The sequence below is a fragment of the Rhizobium sp. BK512 genome, from assembly GCF_014194915.1.
Lineage (GTDB): Bacteria > Pseudomonadota > Alphaproteobacteria > Rhizobiales > Rhizobiaceae > Rhizobium.
Genome location: NZ_JACIAS010000001.1, coordinates 89060 through 104073, shown reverse-complemented (window position 1 = coordinate 104073; position 15014 = coordinate 89060). Strand labels below are relative to the sequence as shown.

Sequence of the window (15014 nt, the reverse complement as noted above, 5' to 3'; positions counted from 1 at the left end):
CCGTGACTGATCACAGCGAGGGGCGAATGAAGATGCCTCCGAATCTTCCGTCTGCCGCCAGCGCGAAACTCCATTCGAGATGGCCGTTGTCGAAGGCTACGTCGTAGACATCCCAGCCTTCCGCCGTCACGCCCTTGAAGGATATGTCCCTGAGCGGCCCCATGCGATCGAGATCGGCCTTGATCATGGCAGCTTGTTCGCGTGCGAGGGCGGCGAGCGGCGGGCTCATCCGCTCATAGTCGGGTTCGCCGCGCTGGTGCTGTTCGATGACCTGTTCCAGCAGCGCCTTGCTGTTTTCCACCGGCTGCTTGTCGCGGATGCGCGTGGCAATCGCCTCTTCCAGATCGGTCGCGGCGCGTTCGTCGATGCGGGATGCTGCCTGTTCATAGCCGTGCTGGTGCAGCACGAGGCCGGTGACAGCGCCGCTTTCGTTGCGGGTAAAGGTGATCTGTGCCTGAACCGCCTTGTAGAAGAAGCGGTCGGCATCCTCGGCGAAGATTTCTAGCTCCGGCTGACCGGTCAAGCGCGTGAAGAGCCGCCCGTCGCGCAGCCTTACCACATAGGCCGACGTATCCAGATGATAGTGTCCGGCATAATCGGCATAGAGCGCAGGGTCGATCTTCTGTTCGGTGCGCGGTCGCGCCTGCTCATAACGACGCCAGGCTATGGCATCGGCTGAGGTATCGGTCATGTTCGTGTCCTTTGCGAGCTTCAGCAGTTCATCGATCGAGAGAATGTCGCCTGCAGTCATCTTCGCCCGCAGCGCGTCTGTCATGGCGAGGCTGTGCTGCGTGCGGGTCAGCTGCTCCTGCAGGGCGTGGTTCTGCATGGCGAGCATGCGGTCGAGATCGGTCGCGTGGCCGGCGAGCAGCCGGGCGATGTCCTGCAGGCTGAGCCCCAGCCGCTTCAGCGCCAGGATCTCGGTGAGCCGTGCAATTTCCCTTGTGCCATAAAGCCGCCAGTTCTTTCCCGTGCGCGGCGGCCGGATGAGCCCGGTTTCCTCATAGAGCCTCAGCGCGCGCACCGTGATGCCGATCCGCTCGGCGCATTGCGCCGCCGTCAGCCAGCTTTCTTCCCGTCCCTTGGCGTCCATCAGGCCTCCCGCGATGTGTCGGAACCGTTTCTAAGCTATGACGCTGGGTCCGGCTCAAGAGGTTTTTTGCGGGTTTTTCCGGTTTCGGCTCGATACCGGACAAGGCTCAGGCGGTCGTGACGAGACAATATCGGTTCATGGGTCGCTGCCCGATGTTGGCCAGAGGCGTCTATTGCAGGACAGGGTGGGATCAGTACGCTACGGCAAATCCATGCGTAGATGACGGTTGCGATCAAAATGACTGAGGCAAGCAGGCGATAAAAATGCAGTTGCTGCAGGTGCAGGACAGAAACCAGTGGCAGGCATACCACGCGATCAGACGTCACGTTCTCTTCGAACTGCGTGGCCAGGCTGGCTATGATGAGGATCATCCGGACGAGCATCGGGAAAATCATCTTCCGCTGCTGTTCATCTACGACGATGTCCCGGTTGGCACCGTGCGGCTGGATATCGGGCTCGTGGGTGGCGCCCCTGCAACCGTGCGCCTCGTCGCAATCACTCCGCAATATCAGCGGCAGGGAATTGGCAGAGCCATGATGGAGGCTCTTGAACGGCTCGCCACCGACAGAGGCATCACGCAGCTGGAAGTTCACGCCGCACCGGATGCGGTGGCCTTCTACGAAAAGCTTGGTTGGCTGCTCGTCGATGCGGACAGAGCGGTTCCGCTCCTTGCAAAGCAGATTTCCTGAAGCGGCATCTGCGCCGGCGCCGCCCTTGCAAAGCTAGTCGAAGGAGATTCGTGGCGCTCTGGCGCACGTCGGCGCGGCGACGGGGAATTGCGAGGGGAAAGAAATTATCCTGCCCGTGGGAAAACCCATGACAGGTGCAATCGATCCGCCGGGTATGCCGCCCGGCGGATCGAGCGGCCGTTAATTCCCTGCCGAGGTCGGGGCGGAGTCGGACAGGGATTCACGGATCTGGTCAATCTTGCCGTCGGCGTCACCGACGCCGAGAATGGCCTTGGCCTCGGCGAGGACTGCCGGGCTCACTTCGCCATGACGCGTGGCGGAAGCGAGCGCATCCTCCAAGGCGTCATCGCCGAGGACGGGATCGTCGACCGAGGGTTCAATGCCGTTGTCGAGTTCGAACTGGGCATAGGCAACCGCGTAGGCAGCAATCGCGGTCATCTTCGGATCGGACGTGTGCAGATAGGCCTTGTAGCTGCGGTTGAGAGAGTTGAGGCCCTTGAACTCGGAGGTCAGGTTCTTGTGCTTGATCTCGGGAGGCGAGTTTTTCGCTGCCAGCGATTTTGTCTTCGCTTCGCCGGATTTGCCCCTGGCTTCGTTTTCGGATTTCGAATTGTCGTGCGATGAGTTGCCCGTCTTCGAATTGCCCGTCTTCGAATTGCTGGACTGGTGGCCGCGGTTCTCGTGGCTGCCGCTTTGTCCGCCGCCATTGCCGCCACTATTGCTGCTGCCGTTACCGCCACCGTTGCCGCCGCCATTACCTCCACCATTGCCGCCGCCGTTGCCGCCGCCGTTGCCGCCACCGTTTCCACCGCCCTTTGCCATGGCGGCAATATCGGTGCCGGTGATCGTCAGCGGGCTGGAAGCCATGGCAATCGAAAGTGCGGCTATGGACGCAAGAGTTGCGATACGCATCCGGGTCTCCCTCGCAGGATAATTCATCGAAAATCGTGAGATAGCCGACTCTGGAAAGCGGCCATCAGGATGAGAACGATGTTAGGCGCGAAACGCGGAGCGTGCATCGGACCGAGGTCTGTCATTCGTCGGACCATAGTCCTAGAGAGCGGGAGATGGTTAACGGGTTCCTCGTCGGGTGGCGGGCCGCCGATCCGGAATCGGGTGGCTGCCGCTTCTCATATTTCCTACGCCTCCGTTGCCATGAAAACAGGAGGCTCGGATATGGAACTCGAAGACAAGGTCATCATCATTTCAGGTGCAAGCAGCGGCATCGGGGCCGCCGCCGCCCGGCTGTTTGCGGCGAAGGGCGCAAAGCTCGTGCTCGGTGCGCGGCGGGCGCAGACCCTCTCGGAGCTCGTTTCCGAGATCATCGAAATGGGCGGCATGGCAACGTCTCTGGCCGGTGACGTGCGTGATGAAGCCTATGCGCAGGCGCTCGTCGACCGGGCGCTCGATGCCTATGGCCGGCTCGACGGCGCCTTCAACAATGCCGGCATTGTCGGCGAGATGGCGGCGTTTTCGGAGATGAGCGCTGCCAACTGGGAGGCGGTGATGTCCACCAACCTGACGAGCGCCTTCTTCGCGCTGAAGGCGCAGCTGCCTGTGATGAAGGCACAGCGCGGCGGCTCGATCGTCTTCACCTCATCCTTCGTCGGATACAGCAATGGCGGCCTGCCCGGCATGGGGGCTTACGCAGCCTCCAAGGCGGGCCTGATCGGTCTCGTGCAATCGGTCGCCGCCGATTACGCGGCCGACGGCATCAGGATCAACAGCCTGCTTCCCGGCGGAACGATCACGCCGGCAGGTGGAGAGAACAACCCCGAATTCCTCGATTATATCTCGGGCCTGCATCCGATGAAGCGGATGGCCGCAGCGAAGGAGATCGCGCAGGCAGCGCTCTTCCTGCTGTCGGACCAGTCGAGCTTCATGACCGGCAGCCCGATGATCGTCGATGGCGGCATGTCGGTCCGGCTGCTCTAGCCGCACTGGTCTCGGGCGGTGGTCGCGCCGCCCGAGGCGGGGAAGTTCGCGGCCATTCCAGAAGGTCGCCAGCGCTTCACGCCGCGCTCGATTCCTGACATATTCGCCGCGGGACAGCCAACCGGTGTGGATATTGCCTCATGAATTCGCAGACACGTGAAAAAAGCAATTTGCGTGCGCCTACCGGGTCGGTCACGGGGCTCTGCTCCGCATCCGCCACCATGTTTGCGGTCGGAATGGCCTTTCTGGGTTACTGGGGTGTCTATGAACAGGGGAGCTGGCGTGCCGTCGATTATCTCGTGCTGATCGTCGCCGTCCTCGGATTTGCCGCACTTGGTTGCGTGCCCTGGATCGTGACCACGCCTGTGGCGGAGGACGAGCCAGACAAGGTCGCCGTCGCCAGGCGAGCGATGGTACTGGGGACGGGGTTGCTCTGGACCGCCGTCTGCATTGCCGTATTTACCTGAGCTGCCTTGCCAATCTTCGCATGATGCAACTGAAATTCTACTTCCAGAGGGAAATTCCTTCCTGCGATATGGCTCGCTGCACTGCCGCGCGGCCCTCCAGGCGACGAGCATGGGAGGTCCAGGCAGGGTAGGCATTCTGCATGTCAATTGCCATGCGATTTCCCCACCTGAAGAATACGAGTAGATAGGGATCAACAATCGAGTAATGCTCTCCGACTGCCAAAACCCGGTCCTTCAATCTGGTTTCTACAAGTGCAAAAGCGGAGGTCAAATGCTCTTTTCCCTTGTCTACCAGCGGCGGGTGCATCGATTCATCCGGTAAGAAAAAGTCGGCACGCCAGATCATCCGGACGGCGACGGCGTGAACCGCGCTCGACAGCCAGTTAAACCATTCGACGGAACGGACGATGTCGATCGCATCCGTTCCCAGGAGCCCGGAATCGGGATTTTCCAGACCGAGGTGCAACATGATTGCCGGCGCTTCCGTGAGGATGAAATTCTCGGCAGCAAGAACAGGGATTCGCCCTTTCGGGTTCAATCGACGGAATTCCTCAGTCTTGGTTTCTGGATGGCCTGGAGACATTAACGCCAGCGAATAGGGCTTCCCTATTTCCTCCAACAGGATGTGAGGCGCAAAAGCACAGGAGCCGGGCGCCGCATGAAGTGTGTAATGCATCAATTCCTCCGAAGGCTGTATCGCGCTTCAATGCGTCCTCGTCGTCAGCGTCATATGGTTGCACCTGCAAGAGGTTTTTGGAAGGGTCGGACCTGTCGGACGTCATGACAGGCAGCTCGATAATCGCCGATGACGGCATGTCGGTACGGCCGCTTTGGTAAAGGCGGCCCCGGGCGTTGGTCGCTCCGCCCGAGGCAGGTCGGCAATTGTCACGCTCTGGCCGATCTCCGCTCAGAGGCGCCAGCGAAGACGACTGCCATGGCGCCAATCATCAGCCCGCCGGCGAGCAGGAAGGTGAGCTGCATGCCGGCCGAAATCGCCGCCGGTGCAGCATGAATGAAATCCCCGGTGCCGGCGCCATAGGCAAAGACCGCGCCCATGAGGGATGCGCCCGCCATCAGGCCGATATTGCGTGACAGTCCGAGCAGGCCGGAGGCCATGCCGCGCCGCTCCTTCGGCACATCGGCAAGGGCGGCGGTGTTGTTGGCGGCCTGGAAAAGCTGATAGCCGGGCGTCAGCACGATGATGGCGGCAATATAGCCCGCTACATCCAGGATCTGCGGGAGGATCGCCAAGAGGAAGGCGCCGGCGGCGAGCAGGGCAAGGCCGATCGAAAGCACGGTGCGCGCGTCCCAGGCATCGACCAGCCGGCCGGATGGCACGCCGCTGACGATGGAGATGACGGGGCCGACCGACATGACGAGGCCGACCGAAGCTGCCTTCAGACCGAGTGCCAGGCCGAGATAGAAGGGGCCGACCACCAGCGTCGCCATCATCACGGCCGCCACCACGATATTGACGATGAGATTGGGGAGGAGGCGCCTTTCCATCACGGCAAACATATTCGCCGGGCGTGCCTTGCCCCTGGCCCTGTCAGTCGGCAGCGCCGCGATCGCCAGGATCAGCGCAAGTGCCGCCAGCGGAACCTGCACCCAGAAGATGCCGCGCCAGCCGGCAAGCGGGATCAGCGCGCCGCCCAGCGAGGGACCGAGCGCCGTGCCAAGGGCGGAAACCGTGCCGAGCAGGCCCATGGCGCGGCCGATGCGGGCTTCGCTTGCCGTCTCGCGCATCAGCGCCATCGAGATCGTCATCAGGAAGGCCGCACCGACGCCTTGAACCGCGCGGGCCGCCATCAGCAGCGGCAGATCGGGTGCCATTGCCGAAAGCAGCGAAGCCACGGCAAAGAGGGTAAGGCCCGCAAGCTGCATGCGCTTCAGCCCATAGAGATCGCCGAGCCGGCCGGCGACGACGACCGAAATCGTCAAGGCTGCGAGATAGCTGACGACGACGCCCTGCACCTCCGCAAAGGGTGCCGAAAAAGCCTTTGCCAGATCGGGCAGGGCGATGTTGGCGATGCTGGTGCCGAGCGAGGCGAGCAGCATCGAAAGTGAGAGCGCCAGTGTGGCGCCGCGTCTTTCCCTTCGCTCCGATCCATTCATTTCCGCCTGATCCATATCGATGTCCTCTTGCTTGAAATGTCGTTCAGGAGCAGGCTACGAATTCAAGCCAACTTGAGGTCAAGCATGAAATTTCTGGATATCGGAGAAGTCTCCGCACGCAGCGGAATCAAGCCTTCGGCGCTGCGCTACTACGAGGAGGTCGGGCTCATCACCTCGGTCTTCCGCCATGGGCTGCGCCGTCAGTTTGCGCCTGATGTGCTGTTGCAGCTGAAGCTGATCGCCATGGGCAAGACGGCCGGTTTCTCGCTGGAGGAAATATCCGGCATGTTCGGCAGGACCGGCGCGCCGGACCTGCCGCGCGCCGCGCTGCACCAGAAGGCCGACGAGATCGATCGCCAGATCCGGGAGCTGACCGCGCTCAGCGACACGCTGCGCCACGTCGCCGAATGCGCCGCGCCCTCCCATATGGAATGCCCGACTTTCCGGCGGCTCGTCGAGGTGGCGGGCAAGCGGGCCCGGAAGGGCAAGGGCAGGTAGTGCCGGCATATCCTGTCCTGTTGCGCCAGTATAGTTCCAAGATTTCGTTCAGGTTCTGGCGAAGAAGTGAAAAGATATTCTGCAATATATATTGCACCCTATAAGTGTATCTGGTAATTCTATTTGGCTTCAGCCAGTTTTTCAAAATCGTTTTGGGGGAATCGACATGCACAAGGTCATCGATAGCCCATGGGAATTGGGCCAATACGCCAACGAACTGAAAGCCGAAGGCGTCGAAACCATTATTCGCTACTATAACCATACCAATTCGAACAAGCTGCCGCAGAAGCGGATCGAAAAGGCCGAGTACGACAACATTCTCGATGCGGGCCTGTCGCTGGCCATCGTCTTTCAGCAGCGCGGCGGTGCGGGCGGCAATATTGGCGATCTCGATGCCGAGTCCGGTGCGAGGGACGCAGCCCGTGCCCTCGATCTTGCCGAGAGCTACGGGCAGCCGAGGAATTCGGCGATCTACTTCTCGGTCGATCACGATTATTACAAGGCGCCGGACCTGGCCTCGATCAGGGCTTATTTCCAGGCTGTGTCGCAGGCGCTGCTCGGCCGTCATCGTGTCGGGGTCTATGGTTCGGGTGCAGTCGGTGCCGCGGTTCGCCAGGCAGGCTTTGCGGACTTCGTCTGGCTGGCAGCGGCAACCGGCTGGTCGGGCACGAAGGACATGCTGAAGACCGACCAATGGGCGCTCTACCAGGCGCATCCGCCGCTGGCCTACAAGGGGGTCGGTTACGACGGCAATATCGTCGGCGGAAAATGGAAGGATTTCGGCCAGTTCCGCGCCAGCGCGGTTTCCGAGGCCCCGATGCTCGGCGCTTCGCCGCTGCTTGCGGCTGCGGTCGAGATCCATTCCGAACTGGCGGAAGTCAGCGCCACCGGCGGGCTCAACCTGCGCCGTGGGCCGGGCGAGAGTTTCGCAGTCGAAAAGGTGCTTGCGCTCGGCACGCCGCTGACCATCCTGGAGCGCAACGGCGACTGGGCCAAGGTCGATCTGAACGGCGACGGCGCTGCAGACGGCTACACGCACGCAACCTTCCTGAAGGTGCTGTCGGGCGGGTTCCCGCTTGCATCCACGGTGGGTGCCACGCCCTACGATAAGGCCAGGGAAGAACTGGCAGAGGGTGTCGCCGAGGTTCCCGGCAGCGCCAACAACCCGCGCATCGTCATGTATCACAAGACCACCAATCACTGGTCCGGAACCGACGACAGCGTCGCCTGGTGTTCCTCCTTCGTGAACTACTGCGTCGAACAGGCCGGCATGATCGGCACAGACCGGCAGGATGCGAGAAGCTGGAAGGACTGGGGAGAGGATGCCAGCGACAATCCCAGGGAAGGCGACATCGCCGTCTTTGCCCGCGGTCCGGCAGGCGGAACGAACGGCCATGTGGGGTTCTTCGTCGAGGACCTCGGCGCAAAGCTGAAGATCCTCGGCGGCAATCAGGGGAACAGGGTCTGCTACCAGAACTATCCCAAGAACGGCGATCTCGGCAGCGAGCACTACAAGCTGCTCGGCATCCGCCGGGGCTAGGGATAAACGGGAGAGACGAGATGCCGGCGCGGCGATGAAAGCGCGGAGCAACCGCCGCCTTACTCCCGCCGCCGGTTGCTCCGCCGTGTGCCGTCGTAAAAGCCCGGCGGCTTGTTCTTCACCCAGGCGACGAAGGTCTGGATGGCGGGATGGGCGAGCAGGGCCTCGACGGTTGCATAGGAACGCTCCAGTTCCGCTTCGGAAAACTGTGCGTGGATCTGGCGATGGCAGATGCGGTGCAGGACCTGCGTTTCCCGTCCGCCGCGGCTCTTGGGCACGAGATGGTGTTCGTCGCGCTGCTCGGCCGGAACGACACGGCCGCAGAGCGGGCAGATATCCGGCGCTGGCGCCTCATAACAGGAGGTGACGTCTTGGTTTCTCTTTCGCGGCATGCGGCAAGATTAGCGGCAAGCCGGACCGGCGGGCAACCGGGCATTGGCTCGTGACGGGTTCAGGCCGTCCGCCGCCAATGGCCCCGGTCGTGGGAACGCGCCTGCATCTAGGCGCCACCCCTCTTCGCTGCCGCCGCTGCCGCGTTCCAGTTCTGGTAGGGTCGCCGAAACGTCGGAACGCGCTCTTCCATCGCGGGCAATGTATCGAACGGCTTGTGGGGTTCGGCCTGGTACCAGAAGGCGACGGAGGAGATGTCGTCGGAGCGGCGGTTGGCGTGGCCGTGTTCGATCGTCACGCGGATGCGCTTCTGGAAGATGGCGGGGTCTTCGAGGTGCCAGCGGTACAGCGTCACCGGCTCGGTCCAGTTCGGGCCGCCGGCGGAGATGATGCCGTGATAGGGGCCGCTATAGTCCTGCGTCGGGCACCAGGCGGTGTTGAAATAATCTTCCGTGCCGGTGCCGTGCAGGGTCGGCGGCCAGGCGTCGTTGGCCCCTAGGCTGCTTTCGCCGCGCGACTCGATCAGCGCCGCTTTCGGGCCGATGCGCGGATCGGGCTTGCGCACGGTATCCGGCACGGAGAGGCCCGGCTCGCCATCGATGAAGATCATGTCGTCGCCTTCGCCGTACCAGTCCCAGACATCGGAGCGGCGGCGCGAATAGACGGAAAAGAGCACGCCGACATAGTGGCCGTGGCCTTCGGCCTCCAGGATCGTATAGTTCTGCTTGCCGTCGGTCGTCTCGCCGCCGAAGAGGAACTGTTCGTTGGTGAGACCCGCCTCGCTCTCGCCCTTGGGGCGCGCCTGTCGGTACTGCGCGTGGAAGCGGCCGAGGCCGTCTTCCAGCCGGTCATGCAGCTCGAGGTCGACATAGTAGTAGAAGAGCAGGTCGTGTTCGGCTTCATTGGTGATGGTGAAGCGCATGTGGCTGCCAAAGGGCATCGGGAAATAGCAGTTGAAAGCCTTGCCGTCCTCGGGGCTCGCCTGCATCGGCAGGCTGGCATAATTGCCTGTCTGCCCATGGCCCATGCCGAAGAAATCGCCGATCGGCGCCTCGATGCTCGGGCTGTTCTCGCCATCCCAGTAAGCGCGCAGCACGATCTTGCGCAGGAAGCTTTCGCTCTCGCAGGCAAGCGTCGCCCAGATGTGCGTGACGATGCCGGCGCCCGCATGTTCGGCGATGACGACGGTCTTGCCGGGCTCGATATGCAGCCTGTCGTCATTGCCGCCGGTGCGGTCGTAGCTGGAGAAGCGGCGCGTCTTCGCCTTTCTCAGTGTCGCAAGCCCGCGCAGCGGCGAAATGCCAGCCTGGGTCATTCAAATCTCCTCTCGATGTTATTTCAGTCCGCTGGTTTTCAGCGAATCCATGATCTGGCGCTGGAAGATGATGAAGAGCACGAGGGTCGGGATGGCGACGATCGTGGAGGCCGCCATCATGTAGTTCCATGACGCGGAATACTGGCTCTTGAAATTGGCGATGCCGACCTGGACCACCCAGAGATCGGCCTTGGAGGCGACCGTCAGCGGCCAGAGGAAGGCGTTCCAGTTGGCCAGGAAGAACAGGATGGCGAGTGCTGCCATGATCGGCCGGCTGAGCGGCAGGATGATGCTCCAGTAGATGCGCCAGTAGCCGGCGCCATCGACGATCGCCGCTTCCTCGATCTCGCGCGGCAGCGATAGGTAATATTGCCTGAGAAGGAAGATGCCGAAGGCATTGAAGATCGCCGGCACGATCAGCCCGGCATAGGTGTTCAGCATGCCCATGGCGCGCACGATCACGAAGAGCGGCACGATGATGACGGGCAGGGACACGAGGAAGGTGGAGAAGATCGCGAGGAAGATCACCTCGCGGCCGGGAAAGCGCAGGCGCGCCAGCGCATAACCCGCCATCGTGTGGAAGAACAGCGCGATCACAGTCACGCTCGCCGACACGAAGAAGCTGTTGGCCATGTAGCGGATGAAGGGAACACCGGTCAGCACATATTTGAAATTTTCGAGGGTCGGATGTTCGGGGATCAGGTTGGCGGAGAAGGATTCGGCCGGTGTCTTGAAGGCGATCGACACCATCCACAGAAGCGGAAAGAGGATCATCAGCGCCAGGATCGATGTCACGAGCATCCAGAGGACGCGCACGATCGTCACCTGCGAGTTGGAAGGATAGGATGAAGCGCGGGCCTCAGTCATAGTTGAACCGGCCTCCCTTGGTCATGACGAAGAAGATGGCGGTGACCAGCATCAGGACGACGACCAGCACCGAGGACATGGCGGCGGCATAACCGAAGGCGCCGAAGGAAAAGGCCTGCTGGTAGATGTAGACGATCAGCACCGAGGTGGAATTGGCCGGCCCGCCCTTGGTCATCACGTAGATGATGTCGAAGGCCTGGGCGCCGGCGACAGCCGCCACCATCGAGACCATCAGCACGAAGAAGCTCGTGGGCTTCAGGAGCGGCAGGGTGATGTGCCAGAAACAGTGATAGGGGCTTGCGCCATCGATCTTGGCCGCTTCGTAATATTCCTTGGGGATGTCCTGCAAGCCGCCCAAGAAGATCAGCATGTAGAAGCCCATCAGGAACCAGAGGCTGACGAAGACGACGGTGACGAGGGCAAATTGCGGATCGCCGAGAAAGGAAACGCCCGATATGCCGAGAAGCGGCGTCAGCTTGTTGATCACGCCGATCTTGTCGACCACCATGAACTGCCAGACGACGGCGACGACGACGAGACTGACCATGTGCGGCGCGAAAAACATGGCCCGCATGACGGCATTGAAACGGTTGGTCTTCTGCACGAGAAGGGCAAGGCCGAGGCCGCAGACATAGAGAAGCGGCACGAGCAGGACGGCATAGAGCGCGGTGACGCGGGCCGCCTGCCAGAAAAGCGGGTCCTTGCCCATGCGCAGGAAATTGGCAAAGCCGACGAAGCGATAGCCGCCGAAGCCGTTGACCTCGAAGAGTGCCAGCACCAGCGAAAGCGCCATCGGCAGGCCGAGGAAGATCAGCAGCCCGATCGCATCCGGCAGCACGAAGAGATAGCCCGCGATCCATTCGCGATGCTTGGCCGACAGGCCCTTGCGGCGAAGGGGCGTGCCCGGATCGGTCCGGCTTTGATCCGGCTTGTTCTGGTGTGGGCTCATACCCGTATCCATCTGCATCTCCCGAAAGACCGCACGCGAGGTTCGCGTGCGGCCCGCTTCTCAGCTAGAGGATCGGCGCGCCGCTATAGGAAGCGAGGAACGCGTCGAGCTGCTGGGAAGCTGCGGTCGCCGTCTGTTGCGGATCGGCGCCGCCAAGCTGGGTCTGCTGGATGGCGTCGGAGATGATCTTGTAGACTTCCGGCGGCACCCGCGGTTCAGCCCTTGTCCCGGGGTGAATATCTTTAGCGAAGGTGCCGATATTGCCGCAGTGAAGGCATCGCCGCCGGCCTTCAGCGCGCTGTTGCGCGGCGGCATGTCGGATTTCGCCTTGGTGCACCAGTCGGCGACACGCTGCACGGAACCCTTGTCCATGGAGGCGAGCGCCCAGGCACAGAATTCGGCAGCCGCATCCGGGCTCTTGCCCTTGGCATTGGCAACGAAGGCCCAGCCGCCGCCGACGGTCACATATTTGCCGTTGGTCGGTGTCGGCAGCCTGAAGACGCCGTATTCGAAATCCTTGGCATTGCCGGCGAGCTGCGAAATGCCCCAGATGCCGACATTCTGGATGGCGCAATAGCCGGCGGCAAGATTGGCAACCGTATCGTTGGCGCCATTGCCGAGCACCTGGCGGGGCGCGGCACCGCTGTTGACGGCATCCTGCCAGAATTTCAGCGCCTGTACGGTTGCCGGTGAATCGAAGGCGCTCTTGCCATCCTTCGTCTGGAATTCGCCGCCGCCCTGCCAGAGGAACGGGTACCAGGTGAAGTTCTGGTAATAGCCGGGCGTGGTCTCGAAGAGCACGCCGTAGCGGTTCGGCGTCGTCAGCTTCTTGGCGACTTCGAGCAGCTCGTCCCAGGTCTTGGGCACATCGTTCTCGTTGAGACCGGCTTCCTCGAAAGCCTTGACCGAGTAATACATGGCCATCGGCTCGACTTCCATCGGCACGCCGTAGATCTTGCCGTCCACCATGCGGTTGGCGATGACGCTTTCGGGGAAATCCGCCTTGGTGGCGTCATCGATATGCGGCGTCAGGTCCTGCAGCACGCCGCCATTGTAGTAGCGCAGGAAATCGCCGGGCGAGATCAGGAAGATATCCGGGCCTTCATTGGAGGCGAAGGAGGTGGCGAGCTTGGGGCCGTTGATATATTCGGCGTTCGGAACGTATTCGAGCTCCACCTTCTGCTCGTGGCTGTCGTTCCAGGCGGTGATCATCTGGGTGAACCAGTCGACCTGGCTGGCCACCTGGCCGCCCGGCGCATAGAACTGCCAGAATTTCAGTGGCGTGCCTTGAGCGCGCACCGCCATCCGGTTGATATAGGGAAAGCCGGTCAGGCCGGCGGCAAGCCCGGCACCGGTGAACAGCGCACCCTTGCGGATCAGCTGCCGGCGGGAAATGCCCTTTGCAGGCGTCTTGATATCGGTCATGTCTTCCTCCCGTTGATGGACCTGCAGGCCGGCTCCTCTTCCGGCAAGCAGGCGGTTTTTGTTCATGCGGTATCGAAAGGCTGAAGGCTGCAGGAAATGATTTCCGAGCGCGGCGGTCCGTCATAGCGTCCTGACATGCGCTCGAGCAGCATGGCGGTGGCACGCTCGGCAAGGGCTGCAGGCGGGCGGCCGACGCGGGTCAGGCGAGGGCGCACATATTCGAGCTGCGTCTGGTCGCCGAAGACGGAGACCGCCATATCCTGCGGTATCCTGATGCCGCGATCGTAGAACTCGGCAAGCGCGCCGGAGGCCATCAGGAAGTTGGCGAAGAAGACGACCGAGGGCAGGGCGCCCTTGTGGTGCTCCAACAGCCACTCGACGGAGGCCTGGCCCGACGGACCGAGATAGCTGCCCTCGAAGCGCAGGGCAGGATCGGGCTCGACGCCGCCATCGCGCAGGCCCTGTTCGAAGCCTGCCGCCCGCGCCATCGCTTCGGCAAAGAAGGAGGGGCCGGTGACATGGGCAATGCGCTTATGTCCCTTGGAGGCCAGATATTGCCCCATCAGCCGGCCGCCGCCGAAATCATCGATCTTCAGGCTGTCGACGGCCTGGTTCGGCAGGTCGCCGATGAAGACCGTCGGCAGGTCGATGCCCAAGAGAGCGTCGTGCATGCCGTGCAGGGCGAAGTCGCCGACGATCAGGCCGTCAATGCGGCGGTTGCGGATCTGGCGCAGATATTCGCGCCCGTGCTCCTGCGAATGGCCGCCCGGCACGTCGGTATTGAAGATCAGCATGTCGAGGCCGGCTGCCTCCATCTCCGACTGCGCCGTCTTGACGAGCTCGGGATAGAAGGGGTTGCGGATATCGGGGATCAGCATGGCGACCAGATTGGTCTTGCCGGTGCGCAGGCTCTGGGCCTGCGGGTTCGGCACATAGCCGAGCTCTTCGACCGCCGCGAGCACTTTTTCGCGCAGCGCCTGGGAGACGCGATCGGCATGATTGAGCACATGCGAGACTGTCGTCCGCGATACTCCTGCTCGTTCTGCGACCTTGCCTATCGTGCTCATGAGCGCATCAAAACACACAAAAAATCGATTTGCAAATCGATTTGCAAAAATCAAAACAGCTTTTTTTACCGTCGTGTTTTTGAACGGTTGCCCTATGATCGGCGAAGGAGCGGAAACAAAAAAATCAGTCGCAATGTCGGATCGGGAGGACGAGGGCCGTCCTAGAGGCATTGCCAAAGTTCAATCCAAAGGAGGATCATCATGCCGAGCACAATCAAACTTCACCGCGTCCTTGCGACCACGCCGGACAAGGTCTATCGCGCATTCCTGGAAGCCGATGCCGTGGCCAAATGGCTCCCGCCAAACGGCTTTACCTGCACGGTCCATCATCTGGAGCCCGTCGTCGGCGGAACGCACAGGATGTCGTTCCGCAACTTCACGACCGGCCACAGCCATTCCTTCGGCGGCGAATATCTGGAGCTCGTTCCCGGCCAGCGGATCCGCTACACCGACAAGTTCGACGATGCCAACCTGCCCGGTGAAATGGACGTGACCGTGACCCTGACGAAGGTTTCGGTCGGCACTGAACTCAATGTGGTGCAGGCCGGCATTCCGGATCTCATCCCGCCGGAAGCCTGCTATCTCGGCTGGCAGGAGTCGTTGCGCAATCTCGCACGCCTGGTCGAGCCCGATATCCAGCAGTAAGCGCGAAAACCCGAGGGAA

General features: G+C 62.0%; 15 protein-coding genes and 1 pseudogene. 6 read left to right on the top strand and 10 right to left on the bottom strand.

From position 1 onward, the window contains the following. Nucleotides 1-10 precede the first annotated feature (10 nt). Nucleotides 11-1093: a MerR family transcriptional regulator gene (locus FHX06_RS00585; RefSeq protein ID WP_183877651.1), complete on the bottom strand. Its 1083-nt coding sequence runs from the start codon at nucleotides 1091-1093 to the stop codon at nucleotides 11-13. 263 nt (nucleotides 1094-1356) lie between these two features. On the opposite strand from FHX06_RS00585, the gene FHX06_RS00580 reads away from it, so the two are divergent. Beyond that, a complete protein-coding gene (locus FHX06_RS00580; protein ID WP_210300357.1) occupies nucleotides 1357-1782 on the top strand; it encodes a GNAT family N-acetyltransferase in 426 nt (141 codons plus the stop codon). Between the two features lie 180 nt (nucleotides 1783-1962). On the opposite strand, the gene FHX06_RS00575 is transcribed toward FHX06_RS00580, so the two are convergent. Further along, nucleotides 1963-2694 carry a hypothetical protein gene (locus tag FHX06_RS00575; protein ID WP_183877650.1) on the bottom strand — a complete coding sequence of 244 codons (732 nt, stop codon included), beginning with the start codon at nucleotides 2692-2694 and terminating at the stop codon, nucleotides 1963-1965. A gap of 264 nt (nucleotides 2695-2958) precedes the next feature. On the opposite strand from FHX06_RS00575, the gene FHX06_RS00570 reads away from it, so the two are divergent. Then, nucleotides 2959-3717: an SDR family oxidoreductase gene (locus FHX06_RS00570; RefSeq protein WP_183877649.1), complete on the top strand. Its 759-nt coding sequence runs from the start codon at nucleotides 2959-2961 to the stop codon at nucleotides 3715-3717. A gap of 140 nt (nucleotides 3718-3857) precedes the next feature. Further along, nucleotides 3858-4184 (top strand): hypothetical protein, encoded by a 327-nt coding sequence (locus FHX06_RS00565; RefSeq protein ID WP_018115780.1) that lies wholly within the window; start codon nucleotides 3858-3860, stop codon nucleotides 4182-4184. 37 nt (nucleotides 4185-4221) lie between these two features. Here the strand turns inward: FHX06_RS00565 and FHX06_RS00560 are convergent, their stop codons facing one another. Further along, nucleotides 4222-4860 (bottom strand): glutathione S-transferase family protein, encoded by a 639-nt coding sequence (locus FHX06_RS00560; RefSeq protein ID WP_183877648.1) that lies wholly within the window; start codon nucleotides 4858-4860, stop codon nucleotides 4222-4224. A gap of 209 nt (nucleotides 4861-5069) precedes the next feature. Then, nucleotides 5070-6314 (bottom strand): MFS transporter, encoded by a 1245-nt coding sequence (locus FHX06_RS00555; RefSeq protein ID WP_183877647.1) that lies wholly within the window; start codon nucleotides 6312-6314, stop codon nucleotides 5070-5072. A gap of 69 nt (nucleotides 6315-6383) precedes the next feature. Here FHX06_RS00555 and FHX06_RS00550 point away from each other — a divergent pair, with 69 nt between their 5' ends. Together FHX06_RS00550 and FHX06_RS00545 are read left to right on the top strand one after the other, a co-directional pair. Further along, nucleotides 6384-6797 carry a helix-turn-helix domain-containing protein gene (locus FHX06_RS00550; RefSeq protein ID WP_113212397.1) on the top strand — a complete coding sequence of 138 codons (414 nt, stop codon included), beginning with the start codon at nucleotides 6384-6386 and terminating at the stop codon, nucleotides 6795-6797. Nucleotides 6798-6963: 166 nt separating this feature from the next. Beyond that, complete coding sequence (locus FHX06_RS00545; RefSeq protein ID WP_183877646.1) at nucleotides 6964-8337, top strand: TIGR02594 family protein; 1374 nt, start codon at nucleotides 6964-6966, stop codon at nucleotides 8335-8337. Nucleotides 8338-8396: 59 nt separating this feature from the next. On the opposite strand, the gene FHX06_RS00540 is transcribed toward FHX06_RS00545, so the two are convergent. From FHX06_RS00540 to FHX06_RS00515, 6 genes and pseudogenes are all read right to left on the bottom strand, one after another. After that, on the bottom strand, nucleotides 8397-8729 hold the full coding sequence (locus FHX06_RS00540) for an HNH endonuclease (RefSeq protein WP_183877645.1): 333 nt from the start codon (nucleotides 8727-8729) through the stop codon (nucleotides 8397-8399). Between the two features lie 107 nt (nucleotides 8730-8836). Then, entirely contained in the window at nucleotides 8837-10042 is a 1206-nt protein-coding gene (locus tag FHX06_RS00535) for a glycoside hydrolase family 172 protein (protein ID WP_183877644.1), read from the bottom strand. Nucleotides 10043-10060: 18 nt separating this feature from the next. Then, on the bottom strand, nucleotides 10061-10909 hold the full coding sequence (locus FHX06_RS00530) for a carbohydrate ABC transporter permease (RefSeq protein WP_113115941.1): 849 nt from the start codon (nucleotides 10907-10909) through the stop codon (nucleotides 10061-10063). Next, nucleotides 10902-11858: a carbohydrate ABC transporter permease gene (locus tag FHX06_RS00525; protein ID WP_409564326.1), complete on the bottom strand. Its 957-nt coding sequence runs from the start codon at nucleotides 11856-11858 to the stop codon at nucleotides 10902-10904. The genes FHX06_RS00530 and FHX06_RS00525 overlap by 8 nt, the downstream gene beginning before the upstream one ends. Nucleotides 11859-11922: 64 nt before the next feature. Then, nucleotides 11923-13283, bottom strand: a pseudogene (locus FHX06_RS00520) (ABC transporter substrate-binding protein). Nucleotides 13284-13345: 62 nt separating this feature from the next. Continuing rightward, nucleotides 13346-14350 carry a LacI family DNA-binding transcriptional regulator gene (locus tag FHX06_RS00515; protein ID WP_183877643.1) on the bottom strand — a complete coding sequence of 335 codons (1005 nt, stop codon included), beginning with the start codon at nucleotides 14348-14350 and terminating at the stop codon, nucleotides 13346-13348. A gap of 201 nt (nucleotides 14351-14551) precedes the next feature. On the opposite strand from FHX06_RS00515, the gene FHX06_RS00510 reads away from it, so the two are divergent. Beyond that, nucleotides 14552-14995 (top strand): SRPBCC family protein, encoded by a 444-nt coding sequence (locus FHX06_RS00510; protein ID WP_018115791.1) that lies wholly within the window; start codon nucleotides 14552-14554, stop codon nucleotides 14993-14995. Nucleotides 14996-15014: the final 19 nt, after the last annotated feature.